The following is a 21,620-nucleotide window of genomic DNA, read 5'->3' on the forward strand; positions in this document are numbered from 1 at the left end:
CAAAATCAACAACGCACGCAAAAATTCATCGCCAAGGAAACCGCACAATGAACCTGTCTGAACAAGTGAAGCAGCATGCCAAGGCCAGCGTCCTGATGCTGGTATGTCTGCTTGCAGCCTGCTCCGGCAAGGACCAGAAAGCCGTTACTATTGCCCCGGCACTGACAGTCACCGTGACGCACCCGATACAAGCCAGCTGGACCGAACAGATCAACGCCTCGGGTGCCATTGCGCCCTGGCAGGAAGCTGTGATTGGTAGTCAGATCGGGGGCTATCAGCTCACGCAGGTACGCGTGAATGTGGGTGATCATGTTCACAAGGGGCAGGTGTTGGCACGCATGAACAGCGATCTGCTCAAGGCTGAGGAAGTGCAATTGCACGCCTCCTACGAGCAGGCCCAGGCCAATGCCAAACGGGCGCTGTCGTTGCAAGCCAGCGGTAGCATCAGCGAACAGGATATTCTGCAAGCGACCACGCTGGTCAAGACCGCACGGGGCCAACTGGACTACAAGCAGCTGCAGTTGCGTTATACCGAAGTGATCGCGCCCGATGATGGCATCATCAGTTCACGCACGGCCACAGTTGGTGCAGTGGTCAGCAGTGGTCAGGAATTATTCCGCATGATTCTCAAAGGCCGGTTGGAGTGGCGTGGCGAGCTCACTGCCGAGCAGTTGGTCCAGATTGCGCCACATCAACAGATCAGTCTAGCGCTGCCAGGTGGCGCCAGTGCCACAGCGCAGGTCCGGCAACTGGCACCGACACTGGATAGCAATTCACGACTGGGTACGGTGTATGCCGACATCACCAACGGCGAACAGGCACGTGCCGGCATGTATGCCAATGGCGCGATTATGCTCAAGGCAAGCCCGGCATTGGTGATTCCGGCGCAAAGCATCGTCATTCGTGATGGCCGCTCCTATGTACTGACCTTGCATGAGGACGGCAGCAATAAACTGACGCAGGTCGCGGTAACAACCGGACGGCGGCAGGGTAGTCAGATCGAGATCGTGAAAGGACTCAGCAGCAAGGATCAGGTGGTGGTCAGCGGGGCCGGTTTCCTCAATGATGGCGATGTCGTGCGCGTGGTGACTGAACCTGTTGCGGTACCTGCAGCACCTGTAGTGCCAGTCAAACAGGCGACGCCTTCCTTGCGGGAGCCCGCATGAACTTTGCCACCTGGTCGATCCGTAACCCGATTCCGGCGATTCTGCTGTTTGCCCTCCTGACTGTCGCGGGAGTGATGGGTTTTCACAAGCTGCCGATCCAGAACCTGCCCGATATCGATCTGCCCACCGTCAACGTTACACTGACCCAACCCGGCGCGGCACCGGCCCAGCTGGAGACAGAAGTCGCCCGGCGTGTCGAGAATTCGCTGGCAACCGTTGCCGGTCTCAAGCATCTCTATACCTCCATCACTGATGGACAGGTAGTAATTACGGCCGAATTCGTATTGGAGAAAAACCTCTCCGATGCCCTGATCGATACCAAGAATGCGGTCGATAGTGTGCGCTCGCAGTTACCCGCCGACTTGCAGCAGCCAACCGTTGCTGCAGTCACTGTCGGCGGTGAGCCAGTAGTTGTCTATGCCATCGGTGCCACCAACATGGACGAAGAAGCGCTGTCCTGGTATGTCGACGATAGTGTTGGGAAATATATCCTGGCGGTGCCGGGCGTAGGCCGCCTCGACCGGATTGGCGGGCTGACACGACAGGTCAGGGTTGCAGCTGACCCGGTGGGCATGGCAGCATTGGGCGTGACCGCCGTCGATCTCTCGCAGGCGCTACGCAACATGCAGCAGGAATCATCCGGCGGACGCGGGCAGTTCGGACAGGAGGAGCAATACGCGCGGGTCGTCTCTACCGTACGGCAAGCAAGCGAACTGGCAGCGTTTCCGCTGACGCTGGCCAATGGTCGCAAGATAAGGCTGGATCAGGTCGCGACGATCAGCGACGCCAGTGCCGAGCGCACCCAGATTGCCCTGCTCGATGGCAAGCCAGTCGTCGGTTTCAAGGTGTTTCGCGCCAAAGGCTATGACGAGACCGAGATCGAGAAGCACGTCAGTAGCGCGTTGGCGCATCTGCAGGCCAGCAACCCTGCACTCAGTTTTACCCGTATTTCAGGTTCGGTTGGTTATACCCGCGAGCAGTATCAAGGCTCTCTGGATATGCTCTATGAAGGCTCGATTCTGGCAGTGCTGGTGGTGTGGTGGTTCTTGCGCGACTGGCGCGCGACGGTAGTCGCAGCATCGGCGTTACCGTTGTCGATTCTGCCGGCCTTTGCCGCGATGGCCTGGTTTGGTTTTTCGCTCAATACGCTGACCTTGCTGGCGCTAGCGGTGATCGTCGGGATTCTGGTGGACGATGCGATTGTGGAAATCGAAAACATCGAACGTCATGCCCACATGGGCAAGCCCATCCGCGAGGCTGCCGGCGATGCCGTCACCGAGATTGCACTTGCGGTGATCGCGACCACCATGACACTGGTAGCCGTATTTTTACCGACCGCATTGATGAGCGGCGTCCCCGGCTTGTTCTTCAAGGAGTTCGGATGGACTGCCGTGATCGCCGTATTGGCATCCTTGCTGGTGGCGCGGATTCTGACACCAATGATGGCCGCCTATCTGCTCAAGAGCAAGCCGGCGGCAAGCCACGCGCAGGAAGACGGCAAGCTCATGCGCAACTACCTGCATGCGGTACGCTGGTGCCTGCATCATCGCAAGACCACGATGCTCGCCGCAACACTGTTCTTCATTGGCTCGCTGGCGCTGACGCCATTGATTCCCAGTGGCTTGATTCCGCCGGCTGACCGCGGGTATACCACAGTCAACGTCGAGTTGCCCCCCGGTAGTTCGATCAATGACACACTGCATGTCGCCGAAGCAGCACGTAGCGCATTGGCGAGCGTGAAGGGCATCGACAACGTGTTCACGACAGTTGGTGCGGCACAGGTCGTCGGAGGCGGACAGGTAGCTGCCGGCGAAGTGCGCAATGCCTCGCTCACGCTGTCACTGGTAGACCGCAAGCAGCGACAAATCCAGGGCAAGATCGAAAGCGCAGTGCGGCAGGCGCTACAGCAGGTGCCGGGCGCACGCTTCACGATGGGCGTCGGTGGTCCGGGCGAAAAGATGATGCTGATCCTCTCCAGCGATGATGACAATGCGCTGAAGGTCTCCGCACAGGCACTGGAGCGCCAGTTGCGGGGTGTCGGAAGTCTCTCCAATATTACCTCCAGCGCCAGTCTGGAACGTCCCGAGATCATGGTGCGTCCGGATTTGCAGCGCGCCAGTGAGCTTGGCGTGTCCACTGCCGCGATTGGTCAGGTGGTGCGCATCGCGACCGCCGGTGACTTTACGACCAATCTGGCCAAGCTCAATCTGGACAATCGGCAGGTCGACATCAATGTCAGCATGCCGGATGCCGATCGCCAGAACCTGAGTACCTTCGCCAATTTGCGGGTTCCTGGTCGCAACGGGCTGGTGCCGCTATCGTCGGTGGCGACCTTGTCGGTCGAAAGCGGGCCCTCCAAGATTGGTCGCTATGATCGCCGTCGCTATGTCACCGTCAATGCCGATCTGAACGGTATGCCGCTGGGTGAGGCGCTGGCAGCAGCCCGCACGCTGCCAGCGGTCAAGCAAATGCCGTCCAGCGTCAGACTGATCCAGACGGGTGACGCCGAAATTGCCGCCGAGCTGGGTCAAGGTTTTGCGATGGCGATCGTGATCGGCATCCTGTGTGTGTATTGCGTGCTGGTTTTGCTGTTCCATGACTTCCTGCAGCCCATCACGATTTTGTCAGCGATTCCCTTGTCCTTGGGTGGTGCGTTCGTAGCGCTGTTGATGGCGCGCAGCGAGCTGGATATTCCCTCCATGATCGGGCTGGTCATGCTGATGGGTATCGTGACCAAGAACTCGATCCTGCTGGTGGAATATGCCATTGTGGGCCGCCGAGATCGTGGTCTGTCCGTATTTGATGCCTTGGTTGATGCCTGCCACAAGCGCGCTAGACCGATCGTCATGACCACAGTCGCCATGATTGCTGGTATGGCGCCAATTGCACTTGGATTGGGGGCCGATGCCAGCTTCCGCCAACCAATGGCAGTTGCCGTCATTGGTGGCCTCTTGACCTCAACTGCACTGAGCCTGCTTGTGGTGCCGGTGGTGTACACCTATGTGGACGGCTTTGAAGGTTGGTGCAAGCGTCTGTTTGGCAAAAGGAGTGCCGACGTCAGTAAGCTGCGCGTGCTGAGCCATGACAATTGATGCGCTCAGCGACTTGCTGCGCGTGTCTGGCGCTAACGCTTGAGCGCGAGCAGCAACACACCACCAGCAATCATGGCAATCCCGGACCATTCGCGCAACGATGGTCGTTCGCCTAGGAAAGCCACTGCAAACACGGCGACGAAAACAATGCTCAGCTTGTCGACCGGCGCTACCTTGAAGGCTTCGCCGATCTTCAGTGCACGGAAGTAGCAAACCCAGGAGGCACCCGTCGCAAGGCCTGACAACACCAGGAACAGCCATGTTTTGCCACTCAATGCCAGCGGATTGGTCCATTTGCCAGTGGTAACCACGAACAGCGATAGCACCACAATGATGATGGCGGTGCGGATCAGCGTTGCCAGATCAGAATTGACACCCTGAATCCCGATTTTGGCAAAAATGGCAGTCAGTGCGGCAAAGACAGCGGACAGTAATGCCCAGTAAAACCAGCTATTGGAGCTTGCCATGGTGATCCTCTTGTCGGGTGTTGGTGACAGGTTGACTTATTTGCCTGCAATAACGCGCTGCCCCTGTGCATCGATGACAACTTCGCCATCTTCCTTGGTGAAGGCGCCTTGCTGTGGCGTCGGCAGAATGTCGAGCACAAGCTCGGAAGGACGACAAAGGCGTGTTCCCAGTGGCGTCACGACAAATGGCCTGTTGATCAGTATTGGATGGGCAAGCATTGCATCGAGCAGTGCCTCCTCGCTCAGGGTTGGATTCTCCAGTCCGAGCTCGGCATGCAGCTTTTCCTTGGCACGGATTGCCGCACGGGTAGTGAGCCCGGCGGCTATTATCATTTGCACCAGGTTCTCGCGGGTTGGTGGGTTTTGCAGGTAATCGATGATCACAGGCTCGGTACCACTGTTGCGGATCAATGCGAGGGTGTTGCGGGAGGTACCGCAGCGGGTGTTGTGGTAAATCGTGATGGTCATGCTTGCATCCCTTGTTAATCAAAATTGGTGTGAACTGATGACGACTGACACTCAGCTTCCCAGCCGCAGGGCTAATGCGGCCAGGGTCACCAGCAAGACAGGCAGTGTCAGCAAGGCGCCAACACGGAAATAATAAGCCCAGGAAATACGGATACCTTTTGCTTCCAGCACATGCAGCCAGAGCAAGGTTGCCAGGCTGCCGATCGGCGTAATTTTAGGACCGAGATCGCTGCCAATCACGTTGGCGTAGATCATCGCTTCGCGGGTCAATCCCTGCGCGGTGCTTGCATCGATCGACAAGGCACCGATCAACACCGTTGGCATGTTATTCATGACCGATGACAGAACAGCGGTCAATACCCCGGTACCGAGCGCCGCACTCCAGACGCCATGTTGCGCAAAGCCATTGAGCAGACTGGTCAGATAGGCCGTCAGTCCGGCATTTCTCAAGCCATACACGACCAGATACATACCGAGTGAGAAAAACACGATTTGCCAGGGCGCATGCCGGAGTACTTCTCTGGTTGAAATCTTGTGTCCACGTCCTGCGACGATGAGCAAGATGACGGAGCCTGTCGCTGCCACGGCACTAATCGGAACACCTTTGTCTTCTAGCCAGAAACAGCCGATCAATAACATCGCGAGCACCCACCAGCCAGCAATAAAGGTCGGACGGTCATGAATGGCCTCCGATGGCAGCCTGATTTGCTCCAGCGGGTAAGCGCACGGAATATCCTTCTTGTAATACCAGAGTAGTACGCCCAGTGTAGCAAGGACGGATACCAGATTGACCGGTACCATCACGCTGGCATATCGCGAGAAACTGATCTGAAAATAGTCGGCTGACACAATATTGACCAGATTGGATACCACCAGCGGCAGGCTGGCAGTGTCCGAGATGAAGCCTGCCGCCATCACGAACGCCAGCGTTGCCGCCGGCGAAAAACGTAACGCCAGCAAGATCGCTACCACAATCGGTGTCAGGATCAGCGCCGCACCGTCATTGGCAAACAAACCGGAGACCGCCGCGCCCAGCAATACCAGCAGAACAAACAGAGTGCGTCCACGGCCACCGCCCCAGCGCGCTACATGCAAGGCAGCCCATTCAAAGAAGCCAGCCTTATCCAGTAGCAGGCTATTGATGATGATCGCGATGAAGGTTGCGGTGGCGTTCCAGACAATGTGCCAGACCACTGGAATATCGTTCAGATGAATGACGCCGGTGGCGAGCGCCAGCAGTGCGCCGCCACAGGCACTCCAGCCGATACCAAGACCACGAGGCTGCCAGATGACCAGCACCAGCGTAACAATGAAGAGCAGGAAGGCGAGCAGCACAGCGGTGGATCCTTGGGAGTTGAGTCTGGATTAGCAGGAGGTGTCAGGAACGCAGGACCTGCCGCCACAACAATTGCTGGAGAGGAAGGTAATGACGTCGGTCATGGTACCGAAATTGGCGGAATAGATGACAAAGCGTCCGTCCTGCCGTGATTGGACCAGTCCGGCGTGAAACAGCTCCTTCATATGGAACGAGAGTGCGGAGGGCGTGACGGCAATGCTTTCGGCGATTTTACTGGCGGCCATGCCATCAGGACCGGCTTGCACCAGCAGGCGAAACACCGCAAGTCTTGACTCCTGCGCCAGCGCAGCCAGGGCGGCAATGATGTCTTTGGTTTCCATGATCGATGTGTCAACTATTTAGCTCAATATTTCAATTATTATTGAAATGATGTTTTTTTTCAAGCCAAGGTGGACGAATTCACTGCAAATAACCGGACCACCATCAACTCAGCCGCCACCGCTTCCAGTCGGCAGCCACTATCTTCCTGATCAAACAATATCGCCTCGCCTTGATGGAGTCTTTGCTGCTCCGCCAATATCAGGCAGGAACCGTTGACCACATAGAGCATGATCATGTCGCCGGGGGAAGGCGTAGCAAGGGTAAGGCTGGTTCGTCCGTTCAGGCTGATGCGCTCAAGCGTATGGTCGAAGCGGCTGCGACGGGTCATCACGTTGAAATCGACGATGCCACCATCGATCAGTGTCGACTCGACGTTGATCTCGCCGGGGAAGCGTAATACTGGATCGCGTGGTGTCAACGATTGGGTCCTGCCAGCATCAACGTCGTCGCTTTGCAAACGCAGCCAGAGCCCTTTGCCTTCCAGAATAGCCAGCGACCGGTCCACGCCGGTGAAGGCAGAGAAGCTACCGCCTTGCTGCACCGTCGCCACGCTGACGCGCCAGTCGAATGTTTCCAGTGAACTGTCCTCAGGTACCCGCATGAGTTCGCAGGTCATGCCGCCACCGTTTTTCCAGCGCATCAGACGTTGCCGCGATTGTGGAATCAGCAAGGCCATGGGATCAAACCGGATGCAAAATCTGGTGTGCCAGCCGCGCAGCAACTTTCGCCGTCAGACCATCGCGGTCATGCACCGGGTTGCACTCGGCAATGTCAGCGGCGATCAGTTTGCCGCTGGCCTTGATGGTGGCGACCAGGAATTCGATCTTCTCCAGCGCCATGCCGTGCGCCGCCGGTGCCGAGACACCCGGTGCTTTTTCGCCGGGCAAAACGTCCAGATCGATGGTCAGGTAAATATCATCGACCTGTTCCAGTCGCTGCTTCAAGGCGGTATTGATCTGCTGGATGTCGGTATTTGCCACCTCCGAGTCGCTCATGAAGTTGACGTCCAACTGGCTGGCGCGCTGGAACAGTGCTGGCGTGTTGCCGAGCTGACTGATGCCATAGCACAGGTAGTTGAACTCAACATCGGCCCAGTCGCACCATTGCGCGATCTGCCGGAACGGCGTGCCCGAGGTCGACTCTTCCGCCTCGCGCAGATCAAAGTGGGCATCGAAATTGATGATCAGAATACGACGCTGGGAAATCGCCTTGCCCAGATGACGGGCGATGCCGAGGAAGGTGCCATACGCCACTTCGTGCCCGCCACCCAGCACCAGCGGGAAGATTCCCTGTGCCTTGACATCGGCAATCAGGCTGGCCAATTGTTGCTGCGCCTGTTCCAGATTGCCATCGGTACACGCGATATTGCCGGCGTCGCACAATGCAGTGATGCCATGTGCCGGCAGATTGGCCAGCATGCGACGGATTGCATCCGGGCCTTGTGCCGCACCGATGCGGCCATGATTGCGGCGCACACCTTCATCACAGGCGAAGCCGATCAGCGCACTACCATCGCGGGCCTGCGCAGTGAACGCTTGCACCACCTGATGAAGCCGGCGGGTGTCGCCTGCGCTGTCCTGATCCTGTCGACCGTTCCAGAGAGAATGATTCATGAAAACCCTTGATTACCGTTATTTTTATTGCTGACGCTGATGTTGCCGCTCTTTTGCTACGCTTATGCTGCCTGCTGGGTCGCTGTGCCATTGCGGCTCAAGACCGCTTGCAGAAAGCTGCGGGTCCGTTCCTGTGTGGGATTGACGAAGATCTGATCCGGTTTGCCAGCTTCCACGATGCGTCCCTGATCCATCACCACGACGACATCGGCAACTTCACGCGCAAAGCCCATTTCATGAGTGACGACAATCATGGTCATGCCTTCGGTCGCTAGCGTTTTCATCACCTGCAAGACTTCGCCAACCAGTTCCGGATCCAGCGCCGAGGTGGGTTCGTCAAACAGCATGACCTTGGGCTGCATCGCCAGCGCACGGGCAATCGCTACCCGTTGTTTCTGACCGCCCGATAGCGTGGCGGGCATCGCCTCTGCCTTGGTGGATAGACCGACCTTGGCTAGCAGGCTACGTGCGGTTGTTTCGGCGGCTTCCTTGCTGGTGCCTAGAATTTTGCGAGGACCGACGGTGACGTTATCTAGTACCGATAAATGCGGAAACAGATTGAACGACTGGAACACCATGCCGACCTGTGTGCGTAGATGATTGAGCGCTGCATCAGGAATCATTTTGCCGTCGACCAGCAAGTCCTGATGGCAAATGGCGATGCTGCCTTCTTCCGCGACTTCGAGACCGTTGCAGCAGCGCAGCAGGGTACTTTTACCCGAACCACTGGGACCAATGATGACCACGACCTGTGAAGGCTGGACCTGCAAATCAATGCTATGCAGAATGCGGTGACCGGAGAAGGATTTGCCGAGTCCGGCAATATTAATCATGGGGGTGGACATCAGACAGCTCCTCCGGCGCGCAGGCGCTTTTCAATTTGTTGCAGGGCCATGCTGGTCAGACTGGTCAGCACCAGATAGACCAGCGCCACGGCGATATAGACTTCCAGCGAGCGATACGACACGCTGATGATCTTTTGTCCTTCATGCATCAGATCGGCAATGGTCAGCAGCGAGACCAGCGCCGAGTTTTTGATCAGCGCGATGAATTCATTGCCCAGCGGCGGAATCATCCGCACCACCGCCTGTGGCAGGATGATCGTCAGCATCGCTTTGGATTGCGACATGCCCAGCGAGCGCGCCGCTTCCATCTGCCCTTTGTCTATCGACTGGATCGCACCGCGCACGATCTCAGAGACATACGCACCTGAATAGATACCCAGCCCGAGTACGCCACACAGAAATGCTGGCAGCAGGATGTCAAATTGCGGCAGGCCAAAGAACAACAGGAACAACTGCACCAGCAACGGTGTGCCACGGATGAAAATGACGTAGGTGCTGCAAACGGCATAGCGCACACGCTTGCTGCGGTCCAGTCGGCCAAGGCCAACCAGCAGGCCCAGAATACAGCCCAGTACCAGCGAGGTCGCTGTAATTTCGATGGTGGTAAGGGCACCGTGGAGCAGGTCGTGCCAGCCCTCCAGTACTGGTAAAAAATCCAGATTCACTGCGTTCTCCTTAATGTCGCTGGGCGCACAGGAAGCCACTCCCGACAGCACTGCTGCACTGCCTAGATGCGGGCCTGCCGGTCAAGCCGTTTTTTGTTTTATGGTGTAAATGATGAGACTGGCTGATTTACTTGGCGGGTGCTGCCAGCCATTTCTGGACCAGCTTGTCATAGCTGCCATCGAGCTTGACCTTTTTCAGGGCAGTGTTGATTTGCTCGGTCAACTGCGGTAAATCCTTGCGTACGGCATAGCCATACAGCTCAACGCTGACCTGTTTGTCGAGCACCTTCACACCGGGATGCGTCTTGGCGTATTCGACTGCTGCTGGCTTACCAGTCACGGCTGCATCGGCGCGTCCGATCTCCACCAGATTGAACATTTCCTGATTCTTTTCAACCTCGATGCGTTCTGCATCCGGATAAAACTCTTTCAGATAAGCAGTCGATTTGGTACCAACCTGTACCGAGACCTTCTTGCCGGCCAGATCCGCAGGCGTTTTAATCGTATTGTTGCCGGTCTTGGTCAGAATGACCAGACCACCGGGATAGTAGGGATCTGTAAAGTTGACGACACGACGTCGTTCCTCGGTGATGTAGATCGCCGAGGATGCCACATCGAAACGGCGCGACACCAGACCAGGGATCAAGCCTTTGAAGTCGATGTCCGTCCATTCCACTTTCTTGCCCATGGTCTTGGCCAGCAACTCGATGAGTTCGATGTCAAATCCGGTGCGTTTTCCATCCTTGTAAAACTCGAAGGGGGGGAAGGTTGCATCGGTAGCAACGCGGATGACATCCACGGTTTGAGCCGGTGCCAAGGCCGGCAATCCGGCAAGCAGAGTGAAACCGGCAGCGGCGAACAGGCTGACAAGATGGCGACGATGAATCATGAGTAGCTCCCTCAAGGAAATGACTGGAATGAACAACCTTAAAACAAGACAAGACGCTCGCTGATAATGGCGGCGGCCTCAACCGTGGCAGCAATCAGCGCTGCTTGCCGGTCTTCGACCCGGATTGCTGGCGCCATCAGCGTGATTGCACCGGCGGCTTGTCCCGGCTTGTAAAACACGGGCGCGCTGATTCCCCAGACGCCCCAATCAACTTCACTTTCACTGATTGCATAGCCTTGATGGCGTATCGAATCAAGCTCCTTGTGCAGCCGTGCAATCTCGTCTTTTTGACCATGCAGCTGCCGTTGCATGATGCTATCGGCCATGGCCACCGGCAGATGTGCCAGCACCGCCTTGGCTGACGCACCACGTGTCAGCGGATGGGAGCGCCCTTTGGAGAAGGAGCAGCGCAGGGACTGTTCGCTGTCGACCATGTCCAGGCAAGTCACCTGGTCGTTGATGGCCACCATCAGGCCGACACTCTCTCCGCATTTCTTTGCCAGTCGCGCCATCTCGGGCTGCGCATTGCTGACCAGATAGGACGTGTGGTCAAAGCCCCAGGCCAGTTGAACGCTTAGCGGTCCTGGCGCATAAAAATTGTCTTGCTCCTGTATCAGTCCCCATTTCTTCAATGGCTGTAAATGCCGATACAAGGTACTCAGTGGCAAACCAGTCAAGTCCTTGAGCTGACGCACCGTCATTGGTTTGCCATGCCGGGCAATCATCGACAGCACCATCAGCGAGCGCTCGCTAGTGGCGACAACGGCTTCCGGCGGTAAGGGCTGATGTGGATCCATGGGCAGATGATTCCTCATTTTTCTCACAAAAGAAAATTAAATTCTCACCTTGTGGGAAAGATGTTGCGTCAATGCTGTAAGGCACGTCGCTGTCGGGTGAGAAAGGGTGTCGTTCGATCTGATCCGGGAAAAACTGACGTATCCAGGGCACCAAAACGTCATAGTGGGGGCGTTAAGCTGGTCATCGTCAGCTAATTTTTGATAATGCCTGGTATCTCTATTTTTGGTGATTAAACATATATCGTAAATTGAGGATATGACAATGTGCTGTTTTCTTCTCTTGTGCCGAATGGGCAACAGAATCGCGAAGAGAATGCAGTAATTTTTCCCAATAAAAACTATGCTTCAACAATGGTTTGCAGTGAAACAGAGAACGTCTGATCAACACGGACGTCAGCCCGCACGGGATGAGGGGAAACATGCCAGGAGATCAATTTCGCCAAGTCGTTGACATGGCACCCAATGCGATGATTCTGGCCGGTGAAGATGGCACGATTGAACTCGTCAATCTGCAGGCAGAAAAGATTTTCGGTTATACCCGCGATGAGTTGCTGGGGCATTCGATCGAGATGCTATTGCCGGCACGCTTTCGCGAGATCCATTCGCGCCATCGTGGCGCTTATTTTGGACATCCGATCCCCCGTCCAGTTGGCGTTGGGGTCGATAAGGAGTTTTATGGGTTGCGCAAAGATGGTGTCGAATTTCAGGTAGAAATCGGGATCGCACCGATCACGACATCACATGGCTTGAAAGTGTTGGCGGCAATTGTCGATATTTCGGAGCGCAAAGAATCCGAGTCACGGCAGCAATTACTGATCAATGAGCTGACCCGCATCAATGAAGAACTGAATAATTTTGCCTATGTCTCCTCGCATGATCTGAAGTCGCCTTTACGTGGCATTGATCAGTTGGCGTCCTGGATTGAGGAAGACCTCGGGGGTACCCTTAATGCTCAGACCCAAAATTATCTTCGTTTGATGCGTAGCCGTATCAAACGCATGGAAACCTTGCTGGATGATTTACTGCAATATGCAAAAGTAGGGCGTTCGGATGAAGACATCGTGGTGGTCGATACCAGTGCGCTGGTCAAGGATGTGTTTGATCTGACCGCCGGTAAAAAGCCGATACGGTTACAGCTTGATGCCGGGCTGCCAGTCATCCAGGCCAGGAAAGTGCCGCTGGAACTGGTATTCAGAAACCTGATCGGTAATGCGATCAAGCACCATGATAAAGAACACGGTCATCTCCACGTTAGTGCAAAGGTGAGTGGCGACTGGATCGAATTCTCGGTCGCCGATGATGGGCCGGGTATTCCGGTTGAGCATCAGCAACGGGTATTCGCGATCTTCCAGACACTGAAACCACGCGATGAAGTGGAGGGAAGTGGCATCGGGCTGGCATTGGTGAAGAAGGTAGTAGAGGCGCAAGGGGGGCATATTGCGCTGGAATCAGACGGTCATACAGGAGCCACTTTTCGGTTTTCCTGGCCGTTGCAGGCACAACCAGGGGCATGATCATGTCAGACCAAGCGCACGCGGGAGACGTCACCATCCTGGTTGTCGACGACGATGAGGTTGATGCCATGGGGATTGAGCGGGCATTGAAATTACGTGGTGTCACTGTACCGATCCTGCGCGCCCGGGATGGGGTCGAGGGGCTGGCAGTGCTGCGTGCTCAGGATCTGTTGCGTCATCCTTGCATGATGCTGCTCGACATTAATATGCCGCGCATGAATGGATTTGAAATGCTGGATGTCATGCATCAGGACAGCACGCTTGCCAGTGTTGAGGTGTTCATGTTGTCAACGTCCCGCATTTCCGATGACAGGCGGGCCGCCACAGCGAGAAATGTTGCTGGCTACATCATCAAAAACGATGTTAGTGAAGGGATTGCCCGCGTCATCGAGATGTTGAACCATCCTCGTCGGATAGTCCAAAGCCCATCGAATCCTGAAAGAAACTGACATGATCGCGTCGATGAACCTGTTGCTGATTGATGATGACGAGCTGGATCGACTGTCCGTGATTCGTGCCCTTAAGCAGTCTGACTACGAACTTACCATCAGCCAATGCGCGACCGCGGCGGAAGGATACAAGCTTGTCGCCAATGGACAATTCGATGCAATCCTGCTCGACTATCGGTTGCCGGATCAGGATGGTATTGAAGTGTTGCGTGCACTGCGCGGGGGCACACTGGCCAAAGCGGCGGTCGTCATGCTCAGTCGCCACGAAGATCCTGTGATGGTTGAGAGTTGTCTGGAAGCAGGGGCCCAGGACTTCTTGCTTAAAGATGAAGTGACCGGGCGTCGCTTGACGCGTGCCATCAGCCTGGCGCGTCAACGGTATACGATGGAAGAAGCACTGAAGGTAAGTCATGAGAAATTAAGGGTTCTGTCCGAGCATGATGTCCTCACAGGGCTGATCAACCGGCGCGGATTCGAACTGGCACTCACTAGCTCATTGTCCGTGGCAAAGCGTGATCATCGGGGACTGGCGGTGTTACTGCTGGATCTGGATGACTTTAAAAGCGTCAATGACACGCTGGGGCATGGCGTGGGCGATCAATTGCTCATCGAGATTGCACGACGTATGCGTCCGATTGTCCGTGGCGGCGACGTTCTGTGCCGGCTGGGTGGTGACGAATTCGTGGTCATTGCCAATGGACTGGAGAGCAACGAACAGGCATCGATACTGGCCGACCGCCTGATCCACGTATTGCAGGCACCGATTGTCCTCAACGCCATCGAGCTGATCATCACCGCCAGTGTCGGCATCGCTGTGCTGGATGAGAAAACCGATAATGGTGATGAACTATTGAAACATGCCGATGTGGCGATGTACCGGGCCAAAAAAGATGGCCGTAATCAATACCGGTTCTATTCTGAAACGCTCCATGCCAAGGTGCAATATACAACCAGCCTCAAGCGAGACCTGCACAAGGCCGTGGCAAATCAGGAACTGGTCATGCACTATCAGCCACAGTTCAACGCTGCGGACGAGTCGCTCAGTGGTATGGAGGCTTTGGTTCGCTGGAACCATCCGCGACTCGGCTTGCTTGGTCCGGTTGATTTTATTGGTGTCGCGGAAGAAACCGGCTTGATTATTGACATTGGTAATTGGGTGTTGAACGAGTCTTGCCGACAGTTGAGAGAGTGGATCAGTCGCTTCCCGTTGCAAAGCAAGCAGTTGACGATTGCAGTCAACCTCTCGGCGATTCAATTGGTGCATTACTCATTGGTCGAGGAAATTGAGAGTGCGCTGACAACGCATCAATTGCTGCCACATCGGCTGGAACTGGAAATTACCGAAAACGCGCTGATTGACGATCAGAAAGGTGCAGTCGTGACCCTGACTGAACTGGCAGCCCGTAATATCAACCTGACGCTCGACGATTTTGGTACCGGCTACTCATCGATGCATCACCTGAAACTCTTCCGGATCAATGTATTGAAGATTGACCGCGAATTTGTTTCCGTGATCGGTGAGAGCGAGGAAGCTGATCGCTTGTTGATTGCGATTATCCGATTTGCCCAGGCACTGCATCTGAAAATCGTGGCCGAAGGCGTGGAAACCCCGGAGCAGGCGCGCTTTTGCCGCCAGCACGGTTGCCAGGTATTACAGGGTTACCACTACTCACGGCCGTTGTCGCACGAGGGCTTTGAGCGAACCTTCTTTCACACCGAACTGCCAGCGCCCGCTGCAGGATCTGAGGAAGTTAATCTGAAATCTACACCGACAGTCTGAAGACATGCACCACACTGATCAAGCGCTTTACCTCGTCGCTTAGTGACGCCGAAGTAGCGGCAGCTTCCTCGACCATGATCCGGTTCTGCTGGGTGACGGCTTCCATTTCATGCACAGTCTGGTTGACATGTTCAATCGAGGTACTCTGGTCGCGGGCGTTGTCACGGATTTGTGCCATGGTCTCTGTCACGCGCTGGATGCTGGTGACGACGTCTTCCATGGTTTTACCTGCTTGGTGCACCAGGGCTCCGCCGCTATCGACCTCAGCTACAGAATTATTGATCAATTCTTTGATCTCTTTAGCAGCGACTGCGGAGCGTTGCGCCAGGTTGCGAACTTCACTGGCCACCACAGCAAAGCCGCGTCCCTGTTCTCCGGCCCGGGCTGCTTCGACAGCCGCATTGAGCGCCAGAATATTGGTCTGAAAAGCAATCCCGTCAATCACGGCGATGATATCGACGATCTTTTGTGACGACGCACTGATCGAGGCCATGGTGGACACTACTTTTTCGACTTCGGTGCCGCCGCGACGCGCCACATCAGCGGCTGTCTGCGCCAATTGATCCGCATGATTGACATGGACCGCGCTGTTTTTCACAGCAGCGGTGATGTGCGCCATGATGCTGGTCGTTTCGCTTAATGCTTCCGCTTGATGGTTGGTCCGCTCGGACAAAGCTTCATTGTCACTGGCAATTTTTTCCGCGGCGGTGGCAATGGTGCCGGTGCCGTCGCGCACATCAATGATGGCGTCACGCAAGGCAAGGGACATTTTTTGCAGCGCTTTGCCGGCGCGGCTGGTGGCTGCGTCGCGGTCGTTGTACAAGGCGATGGTGCCGTCGTCAGCATTGGTCATGGCATTCACGCGGGCGCTCAGTTCGCCAGCCTGTATCGCATCACGAAACAGCAGACGCGCCAGATACGCCAGTACTGCAGATTCGATCACCACATACAGCGCATGCAAGACCACCTGCCCGAGACCCGGTTGGGTGAAGCAGATAGCACCATATCCCCATTGCTGAAGATAGCTGAAACTCAGATGGTGTACTGCAATCACCGCAGCAGCGACCAGAATCACTTTCCAGTCGCGGTAACAGAGCAAAAACGCCAACAGTACAAAGATCCCAAAGTGTAACTCGGTCAAGCCCGCAGCCTGATGGATGAACAGCGCCGAAAAGACCATCAGCGCGGCAGCGACAACGGCACGGCTGGCGAAGGAATCCGGCGCTCGCCAGATCAACAGGGATGGGATGGCTGCGGTTGGCAAGCCGATTATGAAGGCCCACAGCAGGGTGTCATGCAGCGTCGAAAGACCGAGGCTGCAGAGAAACAGCAGCCATAGAAGCGGCAGCATCAAGCGGTGCGCTTGCCTGTAGTAATAGAAAAGATGGGATTGCATGGAGGTAAGTTACGACATTTCTCAATAAAAATCAGAAAGACAAAAGCAGCCCCGTACTGTGCTTTATCAGCACAGCCATGGACGGCAACGTGGATATCAGGAGTCTGGGAGGATGATCAGTGTTGTTCCGCTTAGCAAAGTGCACTAGCGACGAGCAGCGCAGCGCTACCAACCGTGGTCAGGAGAGCGCGCAGACGCATGAACCACGAAGGTAACGGCACCCATCTGGCAAAGTAGCGATCCGCCAGAAAACAGGCCACCAGCAAAAGCGCCAGCAGGCGCAGGGCGAACAATGCTGGCAGCAGGGCCGCGAACCAGGCTACCAGTGATGGCAGGACACTCCAGCCAAGCTGTAGCCAAGGTACCTGCACGGGCCCTTGAATCGCATACGCCCATTGCAATGCACCGACAAAAGTACAAATCACTGCGCCATAGAGGACCAGCGCATGTAATAGCAAACCGGAATGTGCAGGCATTGCCCAGACCAGCAAGGGCAAACCAACGAAGGGGATCAGACCACCCAGTCCCAGTACCTGGGCGGGCAATAGGGCGTGCTGTTTTGGTTCATTAGACATTACGTACTGCCCTCAGCGATATCTTTCATTGGCACAGTGATTCCCTCGACCTGCGCCAGTCGTACCAAGGCGGCTTCCAGTGCAGCACGGGCGTGTCCGGTGGTCCATTGCAAATCGCGGTGCAAGGCAACATCCTTGTCATCCCGATTGGCGCAGCTGGCACTGTATTGCTCAAAGCTTTGCAGGCTCTGGATCAGCTCCACCACATGCCGCGCACACTCACAGTAGAGGTCGCTGCTGATCCCGGCCAACCCCACCAGTGCCTTGTCGTCAAAGCGCGGTGGTGGCGGTACGATAGTGGCGGGCATCAACGCGCGTTGGATCTGTGTTTGCTGGGGCGCCTGGATCAAAGCATGACAAAACCACTCCAGCGCAACCGCATCCAGCGGCCTATGGACAACTTCGTGACCAGCCAACCGCAATCGCCGCAACACCGAGCCGGGAGCAAAGCGATAAAACACCAGACAACGGTCAGCCTCGCAGGCATCCTTGATCAGCGCAATCGTCGCCAAGCTAGTGTCGTCAAGTGTCGGCATCTCCAGCACGGCAATATCTGCCTTGATAGGCGCAAGAGTTCGCGCCGCATGATGGAGATCGCCGCATGTCGCCACCACCTCCAGGCTGCTCGACGGCAAAGCCTGACGGATGTCCAGCGAGGCAAGCCAGGGACCAACCAGGACGATGCGCAAGCTTGCTGTCCCTGATTCGGAATGCGCCAGCGCAGGCAGGACCGGCAATAGCGGCAGCTTGTCAACCCGCACCATGTCACGCAGCATGGGCGTCGGCAAGGTGGCGATGCTGCCGATGGCATGGCCGTCGTCAACCAATTGTTTGATAATGCCCAGACGGCGGACTTCCTCTACCGTATAAAGACGCTGGCCGCTATCAGTGACGCGTGGACCAACCACACCGTAGCGACGTTCCCAGACCCGCAAGGTCTCCACCGGAACGCCGGTCAGGCGCGCGGCAGCACCGCTGCGATAACAGGCAGTGTTGGTGTCAGACAGGGAGTGTTGATTGGGCATCGTTACGCTGGCAAGAAAAGATACGTGGCATCATATCCTTGCGTGTCCTCAAATTGAACTGGAAATTTCGTTAAAACGCGTAAATTAGTTTCTATAGCGACAATATCCAGTTCAATTCCATAACAATAATGGCATTATTCATTGTGAAAATAGCAATTTTCTTCACAGAATGCGACGAGATGCTTGTCAACCCACCCCGGGTAGTGAAAAATCAAGACTCATTCATTGCTCGTTTGGCAGCGCTCTCATCATGACGATCCGCTCACTCCGTTGCTTCCTCCTGCTGGCATGTCTATCTGTTGCGAGTGCTGTTTGCTCAGCCGAAACCATGATTCCGATTCCGACCCGGCCTGATATCACGGTCAAGGTGTTGTCAATGCATCATGAAGAGGGGCCGGTAAAAGGCGTGATCATTCTGCTTCCCGGTGGTACAGGCATGAATCTGCTGCCCAACGGGACAACCCGCAGTGGAAATTTCCTGATCCGTACCCGAGAATTGTTTTACAACGCGGGTTTTGATGTGGTGGCAGTGAGTAACGCCTCCGACCAGAAGGTCATGGCACCGTCGTATCGCGCATCGGCGGAGCATGTGGCCGATCTGGAGGCCGTCGTGCGCTACGTCAAGGCGCACAGCGATGCGCCGGTATGGCTGGTTGGTACCAGTCGGGGTACCACGAGCACCGCGGCGGCGGCGGTGGTCTTTGGCAATCAGTTGCTCGCAGGCGTGGTATTGACCAGTAGCGTGACTACCGGGCAGGCTGGAGGCTCGGTGCTGGACCAAAAACTGGATCAGATAAAAATTCCGGTGCTGGTGGTGGCGCACGACAATGACACCTGCAAAGTCACGCCACCCAATGCCGCCAATACCATCCTGCGTAACCTGACCAACGCACCAGTCACGAAACTGATCGTGGAAACCGGCGGTATCTCCTCCGGTGACCCGTGTGAAGCCTTTGCTCATCATGGTTATAACGGCATCGAGGCGCAAACGGTGTCGGATATCACCAACTGGATGGCCGCTCCCAGTCAATAGTACTCACAGCTGATCGTCAATCCGGTTTGTTATTCAAAAAAACCGGTTGGCGTCGTGCCGAACTGGCGCTTGAACATGGTGGCAAATGCGCTGGGGCTGTCATAGCCAAGTTGTAGTGCGACATCAAGCACGCGTTCACCTCCGGCCAGCAACTCCAGTGCCTTCAATAGCCTTGCCTGCTGTCGCCATTGACCAAAGGTCATTCCGGTTTCACGCGCAAACAGACGCTGGATGGTTTTGGTGTCAATCTCCAGTCGTTCACTCCAGTGTTTCAGGGTACTGGCGTCATCTGGCTGATCTGCCAAGGTGTCGCAGATCTCCAGCAGACGTGGATCACTTGGATGTGGCAGATGCAGTGGTAAGGTTGGTAACAACGCCACTTCATCAATGAGTAATTGCATGACTCGGCCGTGGCGCGAGTTGGGCAGGTAATCACCGGGGATATTCATCGCCGCCAGAATCAGTTCACGCAACAACGATGAAATTGATACTGCCTTGCATTCGGTCGGCAAATCCGGTGACGCATCTGGCCAGATGTAGACGGTCCGCATTTTTACCATCCCGATCATGCGTACCTGATGTTCGGTACCAGCCGGCATCCAGATACCGCGTGTGGGCGGCACGATCCAGTGACCGCTACTGCTCGACACGACCATGACGCCGTGTACCGCGTGAATCAACTGGTTGGTTGGATGCTGATGAGCACGTACTATATGCCTCGCCGGATAATCCGTCGACTTGCCTGTGACCGCAGCCGGACGGCGGTCGTGCGATTGCGGTGGCAGAGGTGGTGTTGGCATGATGGAGTTAGCTGGCATGGTAGTGCGTGCTGAAATGTCTTTTTCAAAAAGATTGCTGCCGTAAGCTCGCAAGACAGGCGCAATTCGTCACTCTATACTCGGTCCTGTTTCCAGTCCACCCCCGGAGAAAACATGACCAGCAACGCACAGACCTTGCCTCCAAATCAGGCAAACGTCAAAGCCGAACCGAGTACCGCCTTTGGCGTTCTCAGCGCGATCAGCTTCGCGCACTTGCTCAACGACATGATCCAGTCGCTGATTCTGGCGATTTACCCCATGCTCAAGGGCGAGTTTCATCTCAGTTTTGCTCAGATCGGCCTGATTACGCTGACCTACCAGTTAACCGCTTCACTGCTGCAACCACTGGTGGGCTGGTTCACTGATCGCCGACCACAACCATACTCATTGCCGATTGGCATGACTTTCACGCTCAGTGGTTTGCTGCTGTTGTCGATCGCACCAACCTTTGCGCTGGTGTTGATTGCCGCCGCGCTGGTCGGGACCGGCTCCTCGATCTTTCATCCAGAATCTTCACGCGTAGCGCGCATGGCTTCCGGTGGCCGTCACGGCTTGGCGCAGTCGCTGTTTCAGGTGGGCGGCAACCTCGGCAGCTCGCTCGGGCCCTTGCTGGCAGCGGCGATCATTGTGCCGCATGGTCAGGGCAGCATTGCCTGGATTTCCGCCGCAGCCTTGCTGGCCATCGTCGTGCTGCTGCAGATCAGCACCTGGTATGCCCACCATCGCACCGGTGCGCGTGGTAAAAGCGCACATCGTTCGCAGGGTATGGCGTTGCCGCGCAGCAAAGTAATCGGATCGGTCGCAATCCTGCTGACGTTGATTTTCTCCAAGTACTTTTATATGGCCAGTATCAGCAGCTACCTGACCTTTTACCTGATCAGCCGTTTCCATATTGGCGTGCAGGCCGCGCAGCTGCACCTGTTTGCCTTCCTGTTTGCGGTGGCGGTAGGCACGGTAGTCGGTGGTCCGATTGGTGACCGCTTCGGACGCAAGCACGTGATTTGGGTCTCGATCCTCGGCGTGGCCCCGTTTACGCTGTTGCTGCCCTATGTTGACCTGTTCTGGACTGGCGTACTGACCGTTATTATTGGTCTGATCATCGCCTCGGCTTTCTCGGCAATTCTGGTCTATGCCCAAGAGTTGATTCCCGGCCGGGTTGGCATGGTCTCGGGCCTGTTTTTCGGTTTTGCCTTTGGCATGGGCGGAATCGGTGCTGCGGTCTTGGGCAGTGTGGCCGATAGCCACGGCATCGATTTCGTCTATCACCTGTGTGCCTATCTGCCTCTACTGGGGATTGTCACCGCATTGCTGCCGGACTTGCGGCGACGCTGATATCGCACGATTTGGCTG

At 56.0% G+C, this 21,620-nt stretch carries 21 protein-coding genes; 7 read left to right on the top strand and 14 right to left on the bottom strand.

The genetic code is table 11. From position 1 onward, the window contains the following. The first annotated feature begins 47 nt into the window (after positions 1-47). Positions 48-1,166 (top strand): efflux RND transporter periplasmic adaptor subunit, encoded by a 1,119-nt coding sequence (locus FHW66_RS08435; RefSeq protein ID WP_183379321.1) that lies wholly within the window; start codon positions 48-50, stop codon positions 1,164-1,166. Continuing rightward, positions 1,163-4,258 carry an efflux RND transporter permease subunit gene (locus FHW66_RS08440; protein WP_183379322.1) on the top strand — a complete coding sequence of 1,032 codons (3,096 nt, stop codon included), beginning with the start codon at positions 1,163-1,165 and terminating at the stop codon, positions 4,256-4,258. The genes FHW66_RS08435 and FHW66_RS08440 overlap by 4 nt, the downstream gene beginning before the upstream one ends. A 32-nt stretch (positions 4,259-4,290) precedes the next feature. On the opposite strand, the gene FHW66_RS08445 is transcribed toward FHW66_RS08440, so the two are convergent. The 10 genes from FHW66_RS08445 to FHW66_RS08490 form a co-directional block, all read right to left on the bottom strand. Further along, positions 4,291-4,725, bottom strand: a complete 435-nt coding sequence (locus tag FHW66_RS08445; RefSeq protein WP_183379323.1) for an EamA family transporter — start codon at positions 4,723-4,725, stop codon at positions 4,291-4,293. A gap of 36 nt (positions 4,726-4,761) precedes the next feature. Further along, positions 4,762-5,193 (bottom strand): arsenate reductase (glutaredoxin), encoded by a 432-nt coding sequence (arsC, locus tag FHW66_RS08450; protein WP_183379324.1) that lies wholly within the window; start codon positions 5,191-5,193, stop codon positions 4,762-4,764. Between the two features lie 51 nt (positions 5,194-5,244). Continuing rightward, positions 5,245-6,528 (bottom strand): arsenic transporter, encoded by a 1,284-nt coding sequence (locus tag FHW66_RS08455; RefSeq protein ID WP_183379325.1) that lies wholly within the window; start codon positions 6,526-6,528, stop codon positions 5,245-5,247. A gap of 30 nt (positions 6,529-6,558) precedes the next feature. After that, positions 6,559-6,870 (bottom strand): helix-turn-helix transcriptional regulator, encoded by a 312-nt coding sequence (locus FHW66_RS08460; protein ID WP_183379326.1) that lies wholly within the window; start codon positions 6,868-6,870, stop codon positions 6,559-6,561. A 59-nt stretch (positions 6,871-6,929) separates the two neighbouring features. Further along, positions 6,930-7,547 (bottom strand): HutD family protein, encoded by a 618-nt coding sequence (locus FHW66_RS08465; RefSeq protein ID WP_183379327.1) that lies wholly within the window; start codon positions 7,545-7,547, stop codon positions 6,930-6,932. 4 nt (positions 7,548-7,551) lie between these two features. After that, entirely contained in the window at positions 7,552-8,484 is a 933-nt protein-coding gene (gene hutG / locus FHW66_RS08470) for a formimidoylglutamase (protein ID WP_183379328.1), read from the bottom strand. A gap of 62 nt (positions 8,485-8,546) precedes the next feature. Further along, on the bottom strand, positions 8,547-9,329 hold the full coding sequence (locus FHW66_RS08475) for an amino acid ABC transporter ATP-binding protein (protein ID WP_304607807.1): 783 nt from the start codon (positions 9,327-9,329) through the stop codon (positions 8,547-8,549). Continuing rightward, complete coding sequence (locus FHW66_RS08480) at positions 9,329-9,994, bottom strand: amino acid ABC transporter permease (RefSeq protein ID WP_183379329.1); 666 nt, start codon at positions 9,992-9,994, stop codon at positions 9,329-9,331. The genes FHW66_RS08475 and FHW66_RS08480 overlap by 1 nt, the downstream gene beginning before the upstream one ends. 127 nt (positions 9,995-10,121) lie before the next feature. Beyond that, positions 10,122-10,883: a transporter substrate-binding domain-containing protein gene (locus FHW66_RS08485; RefSeq protein ID WP_183379330.1), complete on the bottom strand. Its 762-nt coding sequence runs from the start codon at positions 10,881-10,883 to the stop codon at positions 10,122-10,124. Positions 10,884-10,921: 38 nt separating this feature from the next. Further along, on the bottom strand, positions 10,922-11,680 hold the full coding sequence (locus tag FHW66_RS08490) for an IclR family transcriptional regulator (RefSeq protein ID WP_183379331.1): 759 nt from the start codon (positions 11,678-11,680) through the stop codon (positions 10,922-10,924). A 419-nt stretch (positions 11,681-12,099) separates the two neighbouring features. Here FHW66_RS08490 and FHW66_RS08495 point away from each other — a divergent pair, with 419 nt between their 5' ends. Genes FHW66_RS08495 through FHW66_RS08505 form a run of 3 tightly spaced genes read left to right on the top strand, consistent with a single transcriptional unit; the run spans position 12,100 to position 15,423 of the window. After that, positions 12,100-13,194: an ATP-binding protein gene (locus FHW66_RS08495; protein WP_183379332.1), complete on the top strand. Its 1,095-nt coding sequence runs from the start codon at positions 12,100-12,102 to the stop codon at positions 13,192-13,194. A gap of 2 nt (positions 13,195-13,196) precedes the next feature. Beyond that, positions 13,197-13,643: a response regulator gene (locus FHW66_RS08500; protein WP_183379333.1), complete on the top strand. Its 447-nt coding sequence runs from the start codon at positions 13,197-13,199 to the stop codon at positions 13,641-13,643. Position 13,644: 1 nt separating this feature from the next. Beyond that, positions 13,645-15,423, top strand: a complete 1,779-nt coding sequence (locus FHW66_RS08505; protein ID WP_183379334.1) for a bifunctional diguanylate cyclase/phosphodiesterase — start codon at positions 13,645-13,647, stop codon at positions 15,421-15,423. Here the strand turns inward: FHW66_RS08505 and FHW66_RS08510 are convergent. The 3 genes from FHW66_RS08510 to FHW66_RS08520 form a co-directional block, all read right to left on the bottom strand. Further along, complete coding sequence (locus FHW66_RS08510; protein WP_183379335.1) at positions 15,407-16,819, bottom strand: methyl-accepting chemotaxis protein; 1,413 nt, start codon at positions 16,817-16,819, stop codon at positions 15,407-15,409. The two genes, FHW66_RS08505 and FHW66_RS08510, sit on opposite strands and share 17 nt — an antisense overlap. 131 nt (positions 16,820-16,950) lie before the next feature. Beyond that, positions 16,951-17,394: a DUF3429 domain-containing protein gene (locus tag FHW66_RS08515; protein ID WP_183379336.1), complete on the bottom strand. Its 444-nt coding sequence runs from the start codon at positions 17,392-17,394 to the stop codon at positions 16,951-16,953. Then, positions 17,394-18,419: a MerR family transcriptional regulator gene (locus FHW66_RS08520; RefSeq protein ID WP_183379337.1), complete on the bottom strand. Its 1,026-nt coding sequence runs from the start codon at positions 18,417-18,419 to the stop codon at positions 17,394-17,396. The genes FHW66_RS08515 and FHW66_RS08520 overlap by 1 nt, the downstream gene beginning before the upstream one ends. A 328-nt stretch (positions 18,420-18,747) precedes the next feature. Between FHW66_RS08520 and FHW66_RS08525 the strand changes: the two genes are divergently transcribed. After that, positions 18,748-19,452 carry an alpha/beta hydrolase gene (locus FHW66_RS08525; protein WP_183379338.1) on the top strand — a complete coding sequence of 235 codons (705 nt, stop codon included), beginning with the start codon at positions 18,748-18,750 and terminating at the stop codon, positions 19,450-19,452. A gap of 29 nt (positions 19,453-19,481) precedes the next feature. On the opposite strand, the gene FHW66_RS08530 is transcribed toward FHW66_RS08525, so the two are convergent. After that, entirely contained in the window at positions 19,482-20,252 is a 771-nt protein-coding gene (locus FHW66_RS08530) for a helix-turn-helix domain-containing protein (RefSeq protein WP_255458873.1), read from the bottom strand. 132 nt (positions 20,253-20,384) lie between these two features. On the opposite strand from FHW66_RS08530, the gene FHW66_RS08535 reads away from it, so the two are divergent. Then, entirely contained in the window at positions 20,385-21,602 is a 1,218-nt protein-coding gene (locus tag FHW66_RS08535; protein WP_183379340.1) for an MFS transporter, read from the top strand. The last annotated feature ends 18 nt before the right edge of the window (positions 21,603-21,620 follow it).

The organism is Herbaspirillum sp. Sphag64 (assembly GCF_014192645.1).
Taxonomy (GTDB): Bacteria; Pseudomonadota; Gammaproteobacteria; order Burkholderiales; family Burkholderiaceae_D; genus Herbaspirillum.